Origin of the sequence: Priestia sp. YIM B13486 (assembly GCF_042787865.1) — a bacterium.
GTDB lineage: Bacteria > Bacillota > Bacilli > Bacillales > Bacillaceae_H > Priestia > Priestia megaterium.
This window is the reverse complement of the sequence record NZ_JBHZOZ010000021.1, coordinates 24,653-43,793: the sequence shown is the minus strand read 5'-3', so window position 1 is coordinate 43,793 and position 19,141 is coordinate 24,653. Positions and strand designations below refer to the sequence as shown.

Sequence of the window (19,141 nt, the reverse complement as noted above, 5' to 3'; positions counted from 1 at the left end):
TTATTGTTAGGTACTACATACCCGTTTTTTACTTAAAGGTGTTTTTTTATTTGTCTCACTCTATGGGGTCAGTCCCGGTGATAGGGTAGTTTTTTCTGTTTCATGAATGGTAATCAATAGTTAGCTGACGTTGCAGAGCGTCTTGGATAGTTTGTTCAGAGTATCAAAATTTATCCTTGTGTTTCGAATTTCCTGTTTGAAATTTCGTTTATTCGAGTTAACTGTAAAAAAAATTAAAAAAGGTTTAACATATATTTCTCTCCTTCTACGTCTTGGATGGCTAATGGGAATTTTGATCCCGACTTTAGTGACCAAGATCAAATTGCAAACCCTTCTATGCCGATATCAGGGCAAGTTTAATAATAAAGGAGTATGCTTTTTATGCCATGCAATATTAATGTTCAAAACTTTAATGCTAATGGAGTTACAGAAAACGCGAATTTAGATATAGGTAACAACGTTCAAAATAGTCATACAGCTAATTCAAAATCAGTAGGGGCCTGTTTTTCCTTTGGCAATACATCTCCTTCAGTGGCACATATGATAAATAATAATTGTGACCCAGATATTAGTGATCAAGGTCAAATAGATAATACTTCAAACACTTAAGCCTTAATAAAGGCTAATTTATAAAAATATTCTTTTTGTTCACTTTCTTGATTGATGATTTATAGTAAAAAGCTTCTGGATGTTTCATTCAGAAGCTTTTTTCATATAGGTGACAATAGTACAAGCTAAAAAAAATAAAGGAATAAAATATTTTATCTAGATTAAAGGGAGGGATATATATGTGTTGTTGGAACAATATTTTCTTCTGTGGTTTCTGTGGTTGTAGACGCCGTCGTTGTAACCACAATAATAATTTTGGTTGTTGCTCTTGTGGTAGACATAATCATCATAACCACAATAACGATCATAACTCTTGTAATCATGGTAATAACAATTGTAGTTGCAAGGATAGAAATAATAATCACCACCAAAATCATAAATGTAATTGTGGACATAATAGTCATTCGAATTATTAACTTTAGCTAATTTATAAGTAAAAGGCTTGTTCATATATTTATTGAGCAAGCCTTTTACTTGTACTTGTTTAACTTTAGAAATTGCTTACAATAATGCTAGATTAATAGTAAGGCCTGAAGTAAATTGGCTGGAGCCTAGGTCGATAATTAATTAACCATAAAAACCCTCTTATTAAAATCGTAAGAGGGTTTTTATGTAATAATTTTCAAAAAATATTGTTGGCTATGGTAATTATATCCTTTAAAATTTTAATTAGCACTCAAATGAGTGCGAACTCGAAAAGGGGCGATGAAATTTATGCCTAAAACGCAACCTGGATTTAAGCGTTTGAATGCTGATATCCCAGAAGAACTGTTTAAGGAATTTGCCAAGAGATGTATTGAAGAAGGCGTGAGCAAAAAAGATTTTCTTGTTCAACTTTTAGAAAAAGAACTCTTTAAAGATTCAAAAAAGTAGAAGAAAAAAACGAAATAAAAGGGCACTTTCCCGGCAAGGAAAGCACCCCATGTAGAACTCGTAAGGACTTTTATTATAACATGGGTTGCCCTCAAAAAATAGGAGGGTCTTATGATGGATCAAACCGAAAAATTATTGATGGGTATTGAAAATATTTTAAGTGTGGCTTCTGATTTAGTACAAGAAGTAAATCGTCTTAAACGTGTTGAAGAAGAATGTCAGATGCTTAAAGAAAAACCTTTTTTGAAACAACTTACGTCATCTGAACAAGACGTTTTTGCTCTTACACTTGATGGCCATCCCATCACCGAAATGCAAGATATTTTGTTCAAAGAAGAGAGCACGATTAAGAATCAAAGACGCAGCATTCTACAAAAATTAAACGTTTCTTCGATGAAAGAAGCAATCGATTTTTATAAAAAAACTATCCAGACTTCTTCTCAAAACTTCACGAATTATCATCAAGAAATCTTTCAAAAACTCCTTAAAACTTCATAAAAGTCGAGTGGACGTTGAGTGGGCAGTAGGTCAACATTTGCAAAAAGGCGTAAGGTTTGATGTCGACACTAGGTCAACATTAGGTGCTTTTTTTACTTTTTAGGTCAACAGCAGGTCGACAGACTGGAAGTTTTCATGGGGTCACTTTTTTCGAGGTAAAAACGTTGTTTTGCTGGGCTTTGCCCAGCATATCACAGCCATGTGATATCAAAAACCCCTTATGCTCTTCTCTACTCGTACTGGAAATTTTGCAATTTGATAAAAAAGGAATGATTTCATGGATATCTTTTTACGAAATATTGATCCGGTTGCTATGCAAAAAGTTGATGCACTAGCAAAAGAAAATGGGATGTCTCGTCAACAATTCTTGAAAGAACAATTTGAAGTATTAGCTTTTTTTGATGAACAAGTAGAAAGAGAAAAAAGATTAGAAGCAATCATTCATCAGAACATCGAAATGATGAAACAATGTGCGATATCAATTGAAAAGATGAACGACATGATATACGAACTGATGGGAGATGTAGAGGAGTAATGGAAACACAACGACGTATGATTACACTTGATAAAGAAACAGATCAATATATCCAAGATTATATGGCTGAACATAAACTTCGTTTTCCAGGAGAAGCGATTATGGATATCTGTAAAAAGTATCGAGAAGAAAAAAAGAAAGAATGGTCGTTAGACTACATTACGGAAACCGTTAGTGAAAATCTAAACGATGCATTAAAAAGCGAACTTAAAAAAATTCGATTAGGAACAAATAGTGCTGATAAAAACACACAAATTCTTATCGAATTCATGAATGGATTGTATTTTCACCATGGTTATCAGGGAATTATGACAACGGATCTTCTAGAGTTAGAAGAAACTAAACTTGCCAAAAAAGTTGTAGGAGAACGTATCGTGAATCAACGACAAAAACGGTTAGATAAGGAATACCCTAAAAGCTAAAATAGCCTTTAAGGCTAGCTAGGTAGGCTTAAGCCTACTTTTCGTTTTAGTAAACGAGGTAAATATAGCTTGATATGTAGTTATTGTGGGACAGAAGGATTAGAAGAGAGCTGCTCTTTTTGTGGGGCTACTTTAATATCAAAAGACCGAAATTAAAAGAATTTGTGGTCTTAGAGGACGTTGAGAAGCCTTTTGATGAACTTACATGCTTTCATACGTATGATTTGTTGGTTTTGCTGCGTTTAGTACGTAAAGAAAGGACAAAGGCTTATGATTTAATGCTAACGCTTAAAAAGCGCTGATAAGAGTCCTATAATTTAAACTCCTCTGAAGAACAATATGGACTTTATGCAAAGCTTATGAAGGTTATAGAAGGTATTCTAATAGACAGAATAGGTTATAAACCTCAACGAGTAGATAATAATTATTAGCGAAATTAGTTGAAAAGCTACAAAAAGAGGGAAAATATTGATAGTGTTGGATGTAGTATAAAATTGGAAAAACCGCCTATCCTTTGGCCGGCTTGGCGGTTTCTCGAATAAAGAAACGGAATGTGTCCCTTATCAAACATATTTATGTACATATTCTAAAATAATGTACTAATAACCTCCTTATAAGTAATTAATAGGTATGTAAAAAGTGAAAATAATCTATCTTTAGGAACGATATTAGACCAAGCAAATAAAAAAGCTCGACCCAAGGATATTCAATATGAAAAAATACTTAGTCATGATGAAATGGAATTTGTCGAGGGTACTTTCTTTGCAGAGGAAGTGTTCTTTTTTTACTTTTCTTACTTTCTTCAGATGTTCTTCTAAAAGCCCTTTTACATATTTCATAACACCTGTATCATGATCTACAGCTAAAAAACGTAGTTCCTTATGTAACCCTCCTGGAATATCATAAGTAAGACGTCGATTTCCTTCTTTCACCCTGCCCCTATGCTCTACCTTCCGTACAACTCATTTATTTTGCAACGTTGCTTATACCTTAGTTTAAAGAGTAAAAATTACCATAGTAACCAGAGGAAATTTTATCTTTTAACCCAGTATATAAAAGCAATTAATCATATATATTACATAATCGCATTAAATTTAAAGTTATAACATTTTACAAATTCATGTACTTTTGGGAGTGATAATCATAAATCAGAATAAACATGAGAATCCCGTTATAGGAATTTGTGTATCTAAACTAAAACCAGTATTCCAAAGACTAGTAGAGAAAAGACTCGAACGATATACCAATGATATTACCGTCATAAAGTTCTATATAGACGACTTGGATTTCAAGAATCGCAAGATAAAAGGAATTGCTTTAAAGAAAAAAAAGGAGAAAATTCATGAAATACAAGGGGTTTTCCCTCTTCCTAGTGTTATCTATTTACAATGTCATGTCGAACCTAAAATAGTAAGAAAGATCGAGGGGCTTATCGGCCGTAAAGTTTTTAATAATTTCATATTTGATAAATGGGAATATTGGGAAATATTAAGGAAGGATGATGCACTAAACCCTTACCTTCCATACACACAAAAATTAGAACATAAAACAATTCTTCAACACCTACTATCTGTATATAAAGATATTTTTTTAAAACCGGTTGACCACAGGAACGGACACGGCAGTAGAGGTGTTTTTAGGGTTAGACAGAAAGAAGGGTTACTGATTGAGGTGACCTATGGAGAGAAGGAAAGCATTCAAAGAAAATCATTTGAATCCTATGAAAAATTTCAAGATTGGATTTCACCTAAACTTTCTAAAACCTATATCATACAACAAAGTATTCAAACCATCACTTGCTATCAAAAAGCCACCGACATTCGCCTAAATATGAATAAAAATATTCAAGGTCAATGGGAAGTCTCTCTTTTGTTACTTCGTGTCGCTTCAAATGACAGCCATATAACCCAAAAAGTTTTAACAGCCCAACCCATAAAAAATTTAACTAAAATGTTCCCTAGCAATAAAAATATAGATGAAGTTAGCATTGAAGAAACTCTTGTTAATATTGGATTTAAGATTTGTCATAGCTTGGACAAATGTGGTCATCATATGGCAGATCTAGGAATTGATTTAGGGATAGATGAAAACGGACATATATGGATTTTTGAGGTAAACTCCCTTCCGCATCCATTAAAAGGTGTTCTTGATCATTCACTGACTAGACCCATTGAATACTCGGCTTATCTTGCCTTAGAATAGAAATGCAATTAGTATCAAGAGCGTCAAACTCACTTTAGAGGAAAGTCGCTCTTTTATTTTCATCTTATTAGAAAAATTTACATACTTGGCCAAATAATATGAAAATATTAATTTATTCGCCCTTACATAAATTTGTTTGCACCATATAATGATATAAATTAGAAAAAAGGAGAGATAGTATGGGTATTGGACCATGTTCTTGTAAGTTTCGTTTAGGTATTTCAGGTGGGGATGCTCCAGCAATAGTTACAGTCACAGGACCTACTGGAACTGTAACTAATTTTACTGGGACGATAAACTTTTCAGCGGAACAATGTTTTACCGGAGGACCAATGTGTAATCCGGCTGTTAATAACTTCGACATCGATTTTGGAGACAATGAGGGGAATACGATTAATTTCACACAGGGAAGACGTGGAACGATAGCTTGTGTTGACAACACGATAGCTACGTTAATGGATGGAACAGCACAGGCTGCCGGGAATGTACTCGATGGCGACTTTACTGTTGATTTCTCGTACACAATTAACCCAATAACAGATATAGCTTCCATCATTATTACGGCAACGGGTGAGGACAATACTGTATTCCAAACAGCTTTTACTGCTCCTATTTCCTCCCAAACATTTATTGGAGACTGTGACGAAACTGTTGGACCATAATAAGAATTTGAAATAAAGCGTTTTTAATATTTTACGAGAACATATCTAATTAAGGGTATCTCTTTCTTGTTTTTAACATGTATATTATATACATGTTAAATTATTATGATGAATTTTATAGGTATTAATAACGCAAAATGAGAAACATAAAATATAATCGGGAACTATAAGCCTGGTCTTTCTTTGAGAAAAATCAATTCACCTGCGACGGATTGATTTTTCTCTTTTTTTATCCACTATCATATAATCTCATTTCAATATTTTCTAAGCATATAATTCAATAATGAAACCTTTAAAGGTTTTATAAACATTGAGGAGATTTGATTATGAAAACAAGAGGTATGTTAAATGCATTAATTGGTGCCTAGTTTTACTAGTGCACCTTGGGTTATTGGTTTTGCAGATCAATCAGGAGCTTTGTCATTAAGTACATTTTTTGGAATTATTCAGATTATCGTGTCATTGTGGGGATTTGACAAACCTGGTTGGAGTGCGTGGCAAAATTGGATTTCAGTGATTACTGGCGTCTGGTTTGTAATTTTCCCATTTATTTATTCATTAACAAATGGAGAGGTTTGGTCAAGCGTAATCCTTGGTTTAATTAAGCTTATATTTAGCTTATGGAACTTAGGAACTAATGGACTCAAAAGCTGTAGGTTGAAGATAAAATGAACAGCATCCCATAGTTTGAGCAAACTATTTAAACTGCTAAGAAGCATCTTCAATCTAGAATCTCATTAATTTATAGAAAAACTCCCTATTTATGTTGGGAGTTTTTCTAATTTTACACTGTATATTATATATGATTTTAGTTGATATAAAATACAGTGTAAGATGTAATACAAGCCTTTTGAATAAACCAAAGGCTTGTACTTTTAAGCTTAAAAGATATCTAATTTGATTAATAGAGCAACTAAAAGCTGAATAAGAATTTGAATATTAGCTGCAATATCAGTATCTGTAGTTGTCACTTTAACATTTCTTGAGTTTTTAACAATTGTACGTTGCTTATTAATTTGATTAATAGAGGATTTTTGGAAAAGTTCTTGCGCTACCTTATCAGCTTCTGTACTACTTCCTAAAGAAATAGTTAAAATAACCACAATAGCAGCCTGTAAAGCTGCTTGAATTGACAACCCTACTTTTGTATCTGTCGTATTAATTTCTACATTTTCTGAATCATAAATAAAGATATCTTCTTTAGAAAATTGAAAAGCTTCAGCTTTTTGAGCTGCTAATTGATTGACATCACCAAAAATTGGATGAGAAGAAGATTCTAAAGCACACCACTTATCATGTTTATGATGATGCTTGTGCTTGCTCTTATGTTTACTCATTTACTCACCATTCCTTCAAATTTTTTATATAAATAAAAAATCACAAAAAGCTTGTACCAAAAATATCAAATGAAAATATTCTATTTTAAAGTAGGTATCACCTAATAATAGGATATTCATGTAATAAAAGGATGTGCAAGTTAATGATAATAGATAATAGCACATTTTAAATAGAATTATGATTTTCTTTTTCATGCTGTATTTTCAATATATTTCTAGTTAACGCAATATCTCTCTCCTGAATGCATCATAAAATAGAATCCTCGCAGAAGGGCTCAGCTAAGGTTCTTTTAGACATTGCAAAGAAGGCCCCAGTAACGTTATTTATGATTGAAAAAGCTATTAAAAATCAATAAGATGATCTATACATACTAAAAAAGAATCTAAGGATCTTTCAAACAGAAAAAGATCATCTGGGTAAGATAAAAGACTAAGTTACTAAACTCAAAAAATCAGGGGCCAGAACTTGATCATTAATAAAAGAAAGCTTATTCAAATATATGAACAAGCCTTCCTATCTATAAACTTAATAAAACTAATACTTTGAATGAACATTCTTTCTACAGTTACAATTATGCTTTTGGTGATGATTATTTTTATTATCCTTACAACTACAATCGTTATTGTGGTTATGATGATTATGTCTACCACAAGAGCAACCACCAAAGTTATTGTCGTGGTTACAGCGACGACGTCTGCAACCACAGAAACTACAGAAGAAAATATTGTTCCAACAACACATATCTATCCCTCCTTTTAATCTAGATAAAATATTTTATTCCTTTATTTTTTTTAGCTTGTACTATTGTCACCTATATAAAAAAGCTTCCGAATGAAACATCCAGAAGCTTTTTACTATTAATCATCAAATAAGAAAGTGAACAAAAAGGATATTTTTACAAATTATTATTTATTAAAATTTAAGTGTTTGCAGTATTATCCACTTGGCCTTGATCACTAATATTTGGTTCACAATTATTATTTAACATATGAGCCACTGAAGGGGGGATGTCTTGCCAAAAGAAAAACAGAACGAGCAAACTACTCAAGAAGCCGTGAGGCATCTACAACTAATTTTCTTCCTTAGCAGAAAAAGCTACTGATCCCTGTTCAGTAGCTTTCTCCTTTTAAGTTGTATATGATATAGGCCCTAGTTAACATAAAACGGATTTCCGAAACCCCACTGCAAAGAGAAAACTTTTGGCATAAGCATTTTTTGAACTATGTAAACAGAAAACCTACGTCGCCCCAAGAAATAGGTTTTGCTGTTTAAAATCATACGATCCTTGTCGAAAAAAGGATGGTTTACCATAACTACTCTTACAAAGATAGTAAAGATGATAGACTAATACAGTATATGCACTTTATATATACTTGTACTAGACAAAAGTCACTATTTTGAAGAAATCTTGGTTACCTCTATGAATATAAAGTTTAAATTTATAGGCAAACTACTCAAGATGCCTTTTGGAGACAAAACTTATGACCTCCAAGCAGTAGTTTTTTCTCTTTTTAAGTTGTATATCGTATACATTTTTAGTTATCATGAATTTTCTAGGAAGTAGACATAAAAATGGTGAAAATTTTGTATAGAATAAGCACTTGTACTCACTCTTATCATTAATGTGCATATTATAAATCGATCATTCAACTTTCATTAGCTACTTTGTCTTCTATAAATTTCTATCGGATTAAAGAAAAACTACTGTTTGAACCTGAACTGCACCCCAATTGTTAGACAAAACTAATAATTGGAGGTGGAGATGGTACGATAAACTGGACACTAAATTAAGAGAAAAAGGTGATTCGGTTTATGGGTAGAAAAGTTTATGATCGTCAATTTAAAATGGCTGCCGTTCAGTTGGTGCTGGAAGAGAACCTATTTGTAAAAGAGGTTGCGAAAGAATTATCTATTCATCCTAATACGCTATATCGTTGGATAAGTGAATATGAAGAATATGGGGAAAGTGCGTTTCCAGGCCGTGGGAGCGCACTTTATAATTCCCAGTATGAAATGAAAAAGCTCCAGCGTGAGAATGAAGAATTTAGAAAAGAGCTTGATTTATTAAAAAAGTTCCGGGTCTTCTTGAAGAAAAAGAATGTGTAAGATTTCAATTCTTAAAAGAAAACAAACACAAATATAACATCAAGAAGGCTTGTAGAACGTTAAATATCTCACGATCAGGTTACTATGAATATTTACAGAGAAAACCTTCTAAAAGGGCTTTAGAGAATGAAGTGTTACGTGCGGAAATACAGGAGATATTTAAGGAACATAAGGGGCGATATGGATCCTTAAGAATTACAAAGGTTCTTGAAAAGAAGGGAATCAAGGTGAATCGAAAAAGAGTAGGAAAACTGATGCGTCAAATGAACCTGTATGCGAAAGGAAGTCGGTATCGCTATAAACGTTATAATAAAAAGTCACCTTCTATAGAAAGACCCAACCTCTTAAATCAAGTTTTTCACACAGACGGACGAAATAAAATATGGGTCGGTGATATTACCTATATCCCTACTCAAAAGGGCACTTTATACCTTGCGGTATTTGTGGATATGTACTCGAGAAAAGTGAGTGGTTGGTCTATGAGTACACGGATGAAAGATTCTCTTGTGATAGACGCTTTTTTACAAGGATATAACAAAGAACATCCTCCAACAGGATTAATTATCCATACAGACCAGGGATCCCAATATACAGGTAGTAATTTTCAAGCCATATTGAAAAAGTATGGTGCTGTTTCAAGTGTTAGTAGAAAAGGAAATCCTTATGATAATGCGTTAATGGAATCTTTTTATAAGACCATAAAAAGAGAGCTCATTCATGGTGCCAAATTTACGACACCAGAACAAGCTCGAAAAGAAGTATTTAAATATATAGAGCTCTATTACAATACCAAAAGAATGCATTCTTCTCTGCATTATCTTTCCCCTATTGAATACGAAAAGCCTATTCATCATAGTATCTTAACTTAGTGTCCAATAAATATTGACAAGTCCAAACTTTTTGGGTTCAGTTCAAACCACAGTAGTTTTTTCTGCTTTTAAGCTGTATATGATATACAAAGGTAGTTATCATAATGTGATTATCGGAAACTATAAACTAATAAGGAAGATCACATTTCTGACCTTCTCTTTTTTCTATCTTAGATAAATTTATTATTTAGCATTCCACACAATATTTATATCCTTTATATTTTATATATTTTTAGATCATTTTTAAGACTTTTAATACCTAAAAGTTAGTTCATTCATTAGTCTATTTAAAGCAATTTGTAAAACTTCGTATTCCGTATATTCTTGTTTAGATTCTAAATATCTCTGACCCCTTTCAAGCAATAATTTTCTAATCTGATTACACAAATCAATTTCAGAATCCAAGAGTTGTATCTCTTTTCTGGTTTCTATTCGCTGATGCACTAAATCATCTCCCTTTTCTTTTGAATTCATAAAAATATTCTATGCAAAAACGTAAAAGTCCTATGAACATGAAACAGAAAAAACTACCTTATCCCTAACTCTAAGGTAGTTTTTTCTGTTTTTTTAAGTTGCATATAGTATTTATTTTTAGTTAACATAATGAAAATTGTGGCTAGGCGCAAAACAAAATAACCAACCTTTAGCACCTGAAAGATGCTTATTTATCTATAAATTTTGAGAGCCTTCAAATCCTTCAAAATCCTCATACAGGATACTTCAACACTCTGTTCCTTGGTCTCTATTGCCATTTCCCTTAAGGCTTCAACATTTTTCTGAATTCTATTTATAGTATCAACAAAGTATTGATCTTTCTCATCTTGTGTAATGATCCAAGTTTTCTTCAACCTTATCATCCCCTCTCACTTTCTAACTTATTTTGAGAGTTGAGGCCCAAAGACAGAATGATTTTCCCATCCCTACACTTTATGTATAGTTTTTAATATTAAGGACTTAAATTAAGAATTTTTCATTTGAACTTTGAGCAAACTACTCAGGACGCCGTGAGGCATCAGTCCTTTAATCAAATAAATGTAGCAGAAAAAAGCTAGCATAAAGCTAACTTTTCAAAATGAGAAATAAAGGTAAATAATAATTAAAAGAAAGATGATTTTTAATTATTAGCAACCAACACCAAAGCCTCCTCCAAAACAAGAAGCGCCAATAATGATTAATAAAATGAATAGTACAACGATTAAAGCAAAGCCGCCACCAAAGCCGCCTCCGCCATAGCCGTAACCGCCGCCATAACCACAGCCACCGTAACCTCCAAAGCCCATATTTCCACCCCCTACATGCTTAATACTTTTAAGATATGTATAAAAAGTAAAAATGCTCGCCCATACTCTGCACTGGTAGAAATAATAGGATTTTTGTAGATATATATAAACCCTTTAGATTACTTTACATAGAATGAATGAACCATCCCATTGAATCCCAGTAAATCAGTTACCCTCCCTAACGGATTTGCAGTTGTTAAAAAACAGAAAAACTCCCTTCCGCCTGGGAGTTTTTCTGTTTTTAAAACTATATATTATATACAAGGTCAGTTAACATAATCACTATTATCAGAACAAAACTGAACCCAATAAGCTCGGTATTGATTAGATTCTAGACCAAAAGCATAGCCAACTCCAGTATCTATATTCACTTCAATACATAATAAAATTTCCATAATCAACGACAGTAATTTTACCTTTCTTGGATAACCTTATATTACTATTACCCATATCCCTAGGCTTGATTCCGGCATCGCTAAATTTGTTTTTTAATGGGTTTAATTCTTTATTACTTATTTCAACGGGAACTTTAATGTCCATTTTTTTCATTATGATCCAACCATGTCCAACTTCTTTCACTCGGCAGAGGTGTTTTCGTAAATCAGCTCGACAATGGTTATATATTTTAAATTCCGTTTCATTACATTGAATCCCCTTCTTAGTAAGGGCTACTTTTAATACATATCCATTATTAAGATCAAAGACAATACGGTGGCGACCATTACCAATCTTTTGGTATGTCAACTGTAAGATTATGTAAGATTCGTTAGCCCTTTGACTTTTACTTGTATCCTTATAATGATGCATTTTTGATAGCCATAAATTAATAGATTGTATATCCCAATTAGACAAAAAAACACTCAACCTTAACTCTCCCTCCCTTTTTTTTCCTGAAATTATAGTTTATGCAATAGAAGAATTCCTTGACAGGGCGTTTGTATAAAGAAACAGAAACTATAAGCTTGATCTTTCCTAAAGAAAAAACAACCTACCACACCAAGGAGTTTTTTCTGTTTTTATGTTGTATAGAATATACAAAGTTAGTTAACATAATGGATTTTTCTCGGTACCAAAAGCCTCTTCAATGATTGAAGAGGGTTTTGGTGTGTAATAAGTGTACTTTGAAAGGAATTAAAGGAAAGATTATATTAACTACCAAATTAATTATATTCAGTAGCCCACTTTAAGTGAATTGTCCATTATGAATAACATTTAAAAATTTGAGCAAACTACTCATAATGTTACAAAACATCGTCCTAACAATAAATTTGTGTAGAGAAAACTACCTTGGTTAAAGGTAGTTTTTTCTCTTTTTAGGCTGTATATCCTATTCATCTCTAGTTAACATAATGGATTTTTCAGCGACCCCACTGCAAAGAGAAAACTTTTGGCATAAGAATTTTTTGAACTATGTAAACAGAAAACCTACTTTGCCCCAAGAAATAGGTTTTGCTGTGTAACTCACACGTGCCTTGTCGAAAGAAGGATGATTTGTTTACCATAACTACTCTTACAAGATAATAAAGGTGATAGACTAATACAGTATATGCATTTTATATATACTTGTCCTAGACAAATTCACCATTTTGAAAAAGTCTTGGTTTCCTTTATGAGTATAAAGTTTAAAATTATAGAAAAACTACTCAAGATGAACTGGATCATCATTTAGCTAACTCCTAAAAAAACAGAAAAACTCCCTTAACGCATTGGGGGAGTTTTTCTGTTTTTATGCTGTATATCATATACAAAGTTAGTTAACATAATGTAATTTTATCGACAATCATAAAAGGTATACATAAAACATAATAGATATATAAAGGACCCAATAATAAAAAAGACATTGGCTAAGTTTCAACCAATGTCTTTTTATATCTGTTCAATTACTGTTATTAAACAACAGGGTAAATTATCTAGATTAATTTAAAATAAAGCTAGAATTAACAACAACAATGTCCTCTGTTATCATTTTTTCTATGCTTGTTATAAGAATTGTGTTTTTTATTGTGTTTTTTATCATCTTTTTTAATAATTACTTTATCTGTTTTAATAATCACTTTTTCAACACGAATAACTTTTTTTCCCTTACCATAGGCCACGTAAATCACCTCCTCAATAATAGAGATGCTACATAATATGAAAAAAAATAAAATTGGTACAAGCTAAACGCCTACTTATAGAGCATTTCTATAAAAAATGATCATATAATCTAGTTTTAGCCTTTCAATTAATAGCCTCTTACCTCTATTAAATTAAAAATTTCTTTGCAATATCCACGCTTGTCTAAACAATTTTAGGTATGATCCTAAAGTATCTGATGCCTTTTTCTATCTTAGAAAATATCCAAACTTTATCATTGCAAAGTTTCACTTTATAAAAAAACACTAAGTTTTATCATCCTGTAAACAAATGGACCTAATAAGCTTGGTAATAATTAGATTCTAGACCAAGAGCATAACCAACTACAGCATCTATATTCACTTCAATACATAATAAAATTCCCATAATCAACGACAGTAATTTTACCTTCTTTAGATAACCTTACATTACCATTACCCATATCCCTAGGTTTGAGTCCAGCATCTAGAAATTTGTTTTTTAATTTAGGTAATTTTTTGTTATATATTTTATTAGGAACTTCAATGTTCATTTTTTTCATTATGATCCAACCATGTCCAACCTCTTTCACTCGGCAGAGATATTTTCGTAAACCAGCTCGACAATGTTTATATATTTTAAATTCTGTTTTATTATTTTGAATTCCAGACCGAGTAAGAGCTACTTTTAATACATATCCATTATTAAGATCATAGGCAATACGTTGACGACCATTACCAAGCTTTTTGTATTTCAAATTTAAGATTTTTTTAGCTTTGTTAGCCCGTTTACTTTTACTGCTATTCTTATAATGATGCATTTTTGATAGCCATAATTTAATAGATTTTATCTCTTTCTTAGACAAAAAATCACTCAACCTTAACTCTTCTCCCTTCCTTTTTTATTTTTAAATTATAATTTATGTAATATAGGAATATTTTGACAGTGTGTTTGTGCAAAAAAATAGAAACTATAAGTCTAATTTTTCTATTTTTAGGCTGTATACGATATACAACAGTAGTTAACATAAACACTCTTTCTGGTACACATAAAAAAACAACCCCTTGGCCGCCAAGGGGTTGTTAACTTTAACATTTTCTAATTTATACGGGATTTTATACATTGTTGATTTAACAACATTCTTATAACGGCCAAGCTAAAATTTAATGTATAGAATATTTATTTTTTATACATTAAATTTCTACTAAATAAAAGGAGATAAACAAGTCCTCTCGAATTTGTTTAGATAAAATTGTATCATATAGAAAGCACGAAGATAACATATTAGGAACGGAGGCCAAGTATGAATATCAAGCAAGATACAATAAACGCTGAAGCAATGGCCAAGCGATTAAATACAACTTCCAGTAATATTAGAAAATGGTGTATTGAAGTAGAAAAGTATGGTTATGAGTTTGTAAAAGATAACAGAAAAAAGCGTTACTATTCTGTTACTGACCAAACTTTATTGTCAAACTTAAAATACGCTATTCAAGAGAAAAAACTCCCATTAGAAATAGCTGCAATGACTGTTGTAAAAGGGTTTGATAGGAACCGTTCCTCATCAATCACACAAGAAGAACACTCAAAAAAAGAAGAAAATAACCGTGAGCTAACTGTTCATCAAAAACATAATAATCACACAACAGATATCATATTAAATACAATGAAAGAACAGTTTGAACAGCAACAGTCCATTAATAATAAATTATTAGAAATGCTAGATCATTATAAAGAGGCTTTGAAAACATCTGAAGAGAAAAGACAAATAGAACAAGAACAGATGAACAAACAATTAAAAGAATTAGAAGAACGTTTGGCAGAAAGAATAAGTAACCAAATTAATAATAGAGACAAAGAAATGATGGACTACATACGCAAATCACAAAAACACAACCAGGAACAGCTATTAGAAATTGCAGCTACAAAAGAAAAAGAAGAAGAACACCATAAAAGCTTTTTTGCTCGTTTATTTGGCAAATAACAATATGAGGATTTATATATATTGCATAAGATCTCACGTTATTATCGTCTAAACCTGATTCAGATATCCTGATTTTAATCTTGTGTCTCCACATTCAGGGTAGTCACTTTTAACATAAGAACGATATAAATCAAATGATTGCGCATGCTATTCAATATGAAAAGAAGGTATCTATTACTAAAGTCAAATCCTATGTGAAGAAAGTAGCGTAAATGAAGTAAATCGTTTATTGAACACTCTCACCTATACAATAGATATAACCTCTCCCTACAATTCAACTTCATTATATGTATTCACTTTTATGAAGCGACTAATTTCGAGCTGGATTTACTATCAAATAAAATGGCACGGTATAATCCCCATACAAAATAATTCGAAGTTGTATATTATGTATCACAGTATAGTTAACACAATTTGCATTATCATTTATTAAAATCAATTGAGTACTATCCAGTTGCCTTTAATCATGTTTTTATAGATAAATAAACAAGTATTCAGCAAAATCAGCTGACAGAATATAAAAAGAGAAGAAATCAGCATGAATATTTTTATTTTAAAACAGAAATTTATAAAAAATGGTTTTTACGTGCGACCAGTTTAATTGTATCTTCATAGAATGATGTTTGAGGTGTGTTCTCATGATTAAGAAAGGGAGGTGAGAAAATGGGATATCATAAAAAAAATTGTAACCCTAATCGTAAAAAAAGGTATGCTCAAGATGACCATGAATATGGTTGTTACCCAGATGACCATTATGAAATTCATAAAGAAAAGAAAATTAGCAGAACGGTTGCAGATTTTTCCCATTTTAATCAAGCAGGGTCAGTAGTTCTTACTTCTACGTCAACAGATCCTTCTGGTGAAGAAATAATAGGACTGGTAAAATTTAAAGAAGTATTTAATGGCGATCTTGTCAGTTTAGGTGGTTCAAGTACAGTTACGGTTGGTGCTATTTCACCAAAGACTATTACATTTAAAATCCACAAAGTAATAAATCCCCAGTATAATCCACTCTTAAGTCCAACAATTTATGTGCATACCGTATCGGTTAATGCTAACATGACCTTTTCTGTACCCCTAGAATTTGTCGATGTTTTCACTGACGATGAGGAAGAAGTAAATTACTACTATACAGTTAGCATTCCAACTGGTGTTGCAGCAACTGCAACAGTTAGTAATAGCACTCATACAGGTAATTTGTACAGATAACAAACATAGTAAAAAGTACAATGTTTTCATTTTTTTTGTAAAAATTAAGGTGTTATGGTTATTATTTTTCTCTGTGTTTAAATTGTGTAATTACTTCTATTGAAAAACAATAAAAAGAACCCTTGAGACAAGGGTTTTAGAAAAGGCTTTTTTCTTTAGTGTGCAACTCTTTATACATTTTCTATATAACAGTACTCTGCGGATGAGTAAATATAAAATAGATGTATATAAAGCGCACCTTTTATACATATGCGGTAACTCATATGAAATAGTATCCATACAATCATATATTAGAATTTATTTGAAGCTGTGTATTCATGATCTTGCTATGTATCATTTTAAAAAAGCTATGTTGTGTGAATTATATTTAAAATGTTAGAGGAAAAGCTCTAATATAATAAGAAACTATTCAAATATTCTGTTGAGGAAAGTTATTACTTCACATGAGTTGGTGTATTTGTACGTTTATATTCAGTAGCAAGAAATCTCAATAATACTGCGGAGAAGGTCAATGAAACAATCAGGTTTAGACTGTTTTGATTTCCATTCTAAACCAATAATGTTTTCAATTACTTCTAGACTGGGGGGGGTTATTACAAGGTTTTTCAGTTTGTTACTAATTACATTCCCTCCTGGGTACTTTCTTTTTTTCTATAGATAAGTATATTAATAAAAACCTTATTTTGAAATATCTATAGTTTTTCAACTAAATGGTTTAAAAAAAGAAAAACATGAACGTTTGTCCCTTTCCTTTTTCTATTGGTTGCATAAGCTGTTTAGGTGAGGATAATTAATAATGATAAAACCACAATTACGTTAACCACGTTTTAGTTTTGTCACCATCCTCCAAAAACAATAAAAAAATGAAAGAAAGGTGATATAACATGGGTGGAGTATTAACTTGTCGTGTTACAGCAACAGTGACTGTCGGAACAGCAGCAGGAGTGACTCTTGTTGTAGATGTTCCAGAAAATGGTACAGGGTTAGTTGGCGTTACCATTCCCTTCCCTGCCCCTATAGGTGATCTTGTTTTAGCAGGAATTCCTTGTCCAACACTTGGTCCAATTACCCTTACTGTTCTTGGGAATACAGTTACAATTAGTGTTGTAGAAGTAACAGTATAATAGAAATATAATTTTAGTCCAGCTTATCCACCTCATACCCAAAGAGGTGGATTTTTTAGGAGTGATTATTATGAACCAGTATAAACAAAGTATTCCTTTTATAGGAATTTGCGTATCCTTGGTCAAACCATTATTTGAAAAGCTAGCAAGGGAAAGACTTGAAAAGTATCCTGATAACGCTATTCTTATCACATTTCATATTGAGGATCTAAACTTATCAAAACGTAATGTGAAAGGAGTTTATTGGGAGAAAATAGGGGGAGAGATTAAGCGAAAAGAAGGGGTATATCCCTTACCGGATGTGATCTACTTACAATGTTATGTAGACAATAATGTTATAAAACAGATTGAAAGAGTTATTGGTCGTAAAGTATTTAACAGCTTCATATTTGATAAATGGGAATGCTGGAGTTTATTGGCAAGGGATAGTGAGTTGCGAAATCACCTTCCCTATACCAGGAAGTTAGTAAACAAAACAAACATTTATCCTTTTTTATATCAATACAGAGATATCTTTTTAAAACCTATTAATGTCTCTCATGCTCATAATAGCAGAGGGATTTTTCGAGTGAAACTGAAAAGTAAAGGAAATATCGAAATTTTCTATCGAGAAAAAAATAAAATGAAAGAGAAAAGGTTTAAATCCTATCAGAAGTTTCAGGACTGGACTTTACCAAGGCTAGCTCCTGGAGGTTATATCTTACAACAAGGAATTGAAACAGTAAAAAGCTCCAAAAATGCAACCGATATCCGGATTAATATGAATAAAAACAGTAAAGGTCAATGGGAAGTATCTATGATACTAGTTCGAGTAGCATCTAACATTAGCCATGTTATTCCTAAATTTGTAACAGCCTATTCTATTAGTAATTTTATAAAAACACTTACTGTGGATAAAGAAAAGGAAGCAGAAATAGAAAAGTCTGTTATTAACGTTGGAATGAAGATTTGCAGTATGTTAGATAAATCTGGATACCATATGGGGGATTTAGGAATAGATTTAGGGATGGACGAGAATGGACATGTATGGATTTTTGAGATTAATCCTCTTCCATTTCCTTTTCGTGGATCAATTCAGGATCATTCCTTGATTAGACCAATCGAATATGCTTCTTATCTCGCTTTAACTAAACAGCCACAGCAAGCACCACAGCCACAGCAAGCACCGCAGCCACAGCAAGCATCGCAGCCACAGCAAGCACCACAGCCACAGCAAGCACCGCAGCCACAGCAAGCATCGCAGCCACAGCAAGCACCGCAGCCACAGCAAGCACCACAGCCACAGCAAGCACCGCAGCCACAGCAAGCATCGCAGCCACAGCAAGCACCGCAGCCA

The 19,141-nt window shown here is 32.3% G+C and carries 19 protein-coding genes and 1 pseudogene; 13 read left to right on the top strand and 7 right to left on the bottom strand.

The annotated features are described in order from the left end of the window. Positions 1–381: 381 nt before the first annotated feature. Positions 382–609 carry a spore germination protein gene (locus ACFX4G_RS27230; protein WP_377578152.1) on the top strand — a complete coding sequence of 76 codons (228 nt, stop codon included), beginning with the start codon at positions 382–384 and terminating at the stop codon, positions 607–609. 161 nt (positions 610–770) lie between these two features. Here ACFX4G_RS27230 and ACFX4G_RS27225 read toward each other — a convergent pair whose 3' ends face one another. Then, entirely contained in the window at positions 771–1,004 is a 234-nt protein-coding gene (locus ACFX4G_RS27225) for a hypothetical protein (RefSeq protein ID WP_377578149.1), read from the bottom strand. A 310-nt stretch (positions 1,005–1,314) separates the two neighbouring features. On the opposite strand from ACFX4G_RS27225, the gene ACFX4G_RS27220 reads away from it, so the two are divergent. From ACFX4G_RS27220 to ACFX4G_RS28225, 7 genes are all read left to right on the top strand, one after another. Beyond that, positions 1,315–1,482 (top strand): YlcI/YnfO family protein, encoded by a 168-nt coding sequence (locus ACFX4G_RS27220; RefSeq protein WP_377578146.1) that lies wholly within the window; start codon positions 1,315–1,317, stop codon positions 1,480–1,482. A gap of 114 nt (positions 1,483–1,596) precedes the next feature. Then, the gene (locus ACFX4G_RS27215; protein ID WP_377578143.1) at positions 1,597–1,980 is read left to right on the top strand and encodes a helix-turn-helix transcriptional regulator; all 384 of its coding nucleotides are present in this window, start codon (positions 1,597–1,599) and stop codon (positions 1,978–1,980) included. A 277-nt stretch (positions 1,981–2,257) separates the two neighbouring features. After that, complete coding sequence (locus ACFX4G_RS27210; protein ID WP_033580886.1) at positions 2,258–2,515, top strand: hypothetical protein; 258 nt, start codon at positions 2,258–2,260, stop codon at positions 2,513–2,515. Continuing rightward, a complete protein-coding gene (locus ACFX4G_RS27205) occupies positions 2,515–2,937 on the top strand; it encodes a hypothetical protein (protein WP_377578140.1) in 423 nt (140 codons plus the stop codon). Before ACFX4G_RS27210 ends, ACFX4G_RS27205 begins: the two co-directional genes overlap by 1 nt. Positions 2,938–4,071: 1,134 nt before the next feature. Continuing rightward, on the top strand, positions 4,072–5,139 hold the full coding sequence (locus ACFX4G_RS27200) for a YheC/YheD family protein (protein ID WP_377578137.1): 1,068 nt from the start codon (positions 4,072–4,074) through the stop codon (positions 5,137–5,139). A gap of 332 nt (positions 5,140–5,471) precedes the next feature. Continuing rightward, positions 5,472–5,801 (top strand): hypothetical protein, encoded by a 330-nt coding sequence (locus ACFX4G_RS27195; RefSeq protein WP_377578134.1) that lies wholly within the window; start codon positions 5,472–5,474, stop codon positions 5,799–5,801. 360 nt (positions 5,802–6,161) lie between these two features. Further along, entirely contained in the window at positions 6,162–6,473 is a 312-nt protein-coding gene (locus tag ACFX4G_RS28225) for an SPW repeat domain-containing protein (RefSeq protein ID WP_483879944.1), read from the top strand. Between the two features lie 209 nt (positions 6,474–6,682). On the opposite strand, the gene ACFX4G_RS27190 is transcribed toward ACFX4G_RS28225, so the two are convergent. Continuing rightward, a complete protein-coding gene (locus ACFX4G_RS27190; protein WP_377578131.1) occupies positions 6,683–7,138 on the bottom strand; it encodes a spore coat protein in 456 nt (151 codons plus the stop codon). A 1,813-nt stretch (positions 7,139–8,951) separates the two neighbouring features. On the opposite strand from ACFX4G_RS27190, the gene ACFX4G_RS27185 reads away from it, so the two are divergent. Beyond that, positions 8,952–10,114 (top strand): IS3 family transposase gene (locus ACFX4G_RS27185; protein ID WP_377578128.1). Its coding sequence is split into 2 segments (ribosomal slippage): positions 8,952–9,204 and positions 9,204–10,114, totalling 1,164 coding nucleotides; the frame shifts between segments, so codons are not numbered across the junction. Between the two features lie 665 nt (positions 10,115–10,779). On the opposite strand, the gene ACFX4G_RS27180 is transcribed toward ACFX4G_RS27185, so the two are convergent. From ACFX4G_RS27180 to ACFX4G_RS27160, 5 genes and pseudogenes are all read right to left on the bottom strand, one after another. Beyond that, positions 10,780–10,962 carry a hypothetical protein gene (locus tag ACFX4G_RS27180; protein ID WP_057237971.1) on the bottom strand — a complete coding sequence of 61 codons (183 nt, stop codon included), beginning with the start codon at positions 10,960–10,962 and terminating at the stop codon, positions 10,780–10,782. Positions 10,963–11,235: 273 nt separating this feature from the next. Further along, positions 11,236–11,340: pseudogene (locus tag ACFX4G_RS27175) on the bottom strand (YjcZ family sporulation protein); the annotation flags it as partial. A gap of 426 nt (positions 11,341–11,766) precedes the next feature. Continuing rightward, positions 11,767–12,258, bottom strand: a complete 492-nt coding sequence (locus ACFX4G_RS27170) for a hypothetical protein (protein WP_377578125.1) — start codon at positions 12,256–12,258, stop codon at positions 11,767–11,769. 1,073 nt (positions 12,259–13,331) lie between these two features. Further along, positions 13,332–13,490: a hypothetical protein gene (locus tag ACFX4G_RS27165; protein WP_377578121.1), complete on the bottom strand. Its 159-nt coding sequence runs from the start codon at positions 13,488–13,490 to the stop codon at positions 13,332–13,334. 383 nt (positions 13,491–13,873) lie between these two features. Beyond that, on the bottom strand, positions 13,874–14,365 hold the full coding sequence (locus tag ACFX4G_RS27160; RefSeq protein WP_377578118.1) for a hypothetical protein: 492 nt from the start codon (positions 14,363–14,365) through the stop codon (positions 13,874–13,876). 426 nt (positions 14,366–14,791) lie between these two features. Between ACFX4G_RS27160 and ACFX4G_RS27155 the strand changes: the two genes are divergently transcribed. The 4 genes from ACFX4G_RS27155 to ACFX4G_RS27140 all read left to right on the top strand — a co-directional run. Next, a complete protein-coding gene (locus ACFX4G_RS27155) occupies positions 14,792–15,472 on the top strand; it encodes a hypothetical protein (protein WP_377578115.1) in 681 nt (226 codons plus the stop codon). Positions 15,473–16,135: 663 nt separating this feature from the next. Next, entirely contained in the window at positions 16,136–16,681 is a 546-nt protein-coding gene (locus ACFX4G_RS27150; protein ID WP_377578112.1) for a hypothetical protein, read from the top strand. A gap of 884 nt (positions 16,682–17,565) precedes the next feature. After that, on the top strand, positions 17,566–17,805 hold the full coding sequence (locus ACFX4G_RS27145) for a hypothetical protein (protein WP_377578109.1): 240 nt from the start codon (positions 17,566–17,568) through the stop codon (positions 17,803–17,805). A gap of 70 nt (positions 17,806–17,875) precedes the next feature. Continuing rightward, positions 17,876–19,141, top strand: a 1,266-nt coding sequence (locus ACFX4G_RS27140) for a YheC/YheD family endospore coat-associated protein (protein ID WP_377578105.1), incomplete at its 3' end; no start/stop codon positions are given.

Coding starts and splice junctions, on each gene's coding strand:
- ACFX4G_RS27230 (WP_377578152.1), top strand. CDS start 382: ATGCCATGCAATATTAATGTTCAAAACTTTAATGCTAATGGAGTTACA.
- ACFX4G_RS27225 (WP_377578149.1), bottom strand. CDS start 1,004: ATGTCCACAATTACATTTATGATTTTGGTGGTGATTATTATTTCTATC.
- ACFX4G_RS27220 (WP_377578146.1), top strand. CDS start 1,315: ATGAAATTTATGCCTAAAACGCAACCTGGATTTAAGCGTTTGAATGCT.
- ACFX4G_RS27215 (WP_377578143.1), top strand. CDS start 1,597: ATGGATCAAACCGAAAAATTATTGATGGGTATTGAAAATATTTTAAGT.
- ACFX4G_RS27210 (WP_033580886.1), top strand. CDS start 2,258: ATGGATATCTTTTTACGAAATATTGATCCGGTTGCTATGCAAAAAGTT.
- ACFX4G_RS27205 (WP_377578140.1), top strand. CDS start 2,515: ATGGAAACACAACGACGTATGATTACACTTGATAAAGAAACAGATCAA.
- ACFX4G_RS27195 (WP_377578134.1), top strand. CDS start 5,472: ATGTGTAATCCGGCTGTTAATAACTTCGACATCGATTTTGGAGACAAT.
- ACFX4G_RS27190 (WP_377578131.1), bottom strand. CDS start 7,138: ATGAGTAAACATAAGAGCAAGCACAAGCATCATCATAAACATGATAAG.
- ACFX4G_RS27155 (WP_377578115.1), top strand. CDS start 14,792: ATGAATATCAAGCAAGATACAATAAACGCTGAAGCAATGGCCAAGCGA.
- ACFX4G_RS27150 (WP_377578112.1), top strand. CDS start 16,136: ATGGGATATCATAAAAAAAATTGTAACCCTAATCGTAAAAAAAGGTAT.
- ACFX4G_RS27145 (WP_377578109.1), top strand. CDS start 17,566: ATGGGTGGAGTATTAACTTGTCGTGTTACAGCAACAGTGACTGTCGGA.